General features: G+C 50.1%; 1 pseudogene. It reads left to right on the top strand.

The annotated features are described in order from the left end of the window. Positions 1-144: 144 nt before the first annotated feature. Positions 145-453 (top strand): annotated as a pseudogene (locus HC176_RS16450) (TolC family protein); the annotation flags it as partial.

Genomic DNA, 453 nt, shown 5'->3' with positions numbered 1-453 from the left:
AGCCTGCCCGATCCTGCCTTGACCATGACAGCCTTTGGATCTATGGTGGAAACCCGGCTGGGACCACAGGAGGCACGATTCTCCCTGATGCAGATGTTTCCCTGGTTTGGTACCCTGGAAGCTCGTGAAGATGTGGCTAATCTTATGGCAGAAGCTAAATTTCAGGCTTTTTTGGATATTCGAAACCGACTATTTCTGGACGTAAGCAGTAAATATTACGATCTGTATGAACTGGAGCAGCAGGTTACATTTCAGGAAGAGAACCTGGAGATCCTTCAAAACTATAAAGATCTCGCGCTTTCCCGGGTTAGTGCCGGCAGCGGCGCTTTGAGCGATGTGCTGCAGACCGATCTGCTTCGGAATGAATCTGTAACCGCACTGGAGGTCCTCCGACTAAAGAGGGAATCGGTAGTGGCGCAGTTCAACGCCCTGCTTAACCGCAATAGATCTGAA

This window comes from Tamlana crocina (assembly GCF_012037625.1).
Note: the sequence above shows the minus strand (reverse complement) of the source record. Positions and strands in the feature narration are given on the sequence as shown.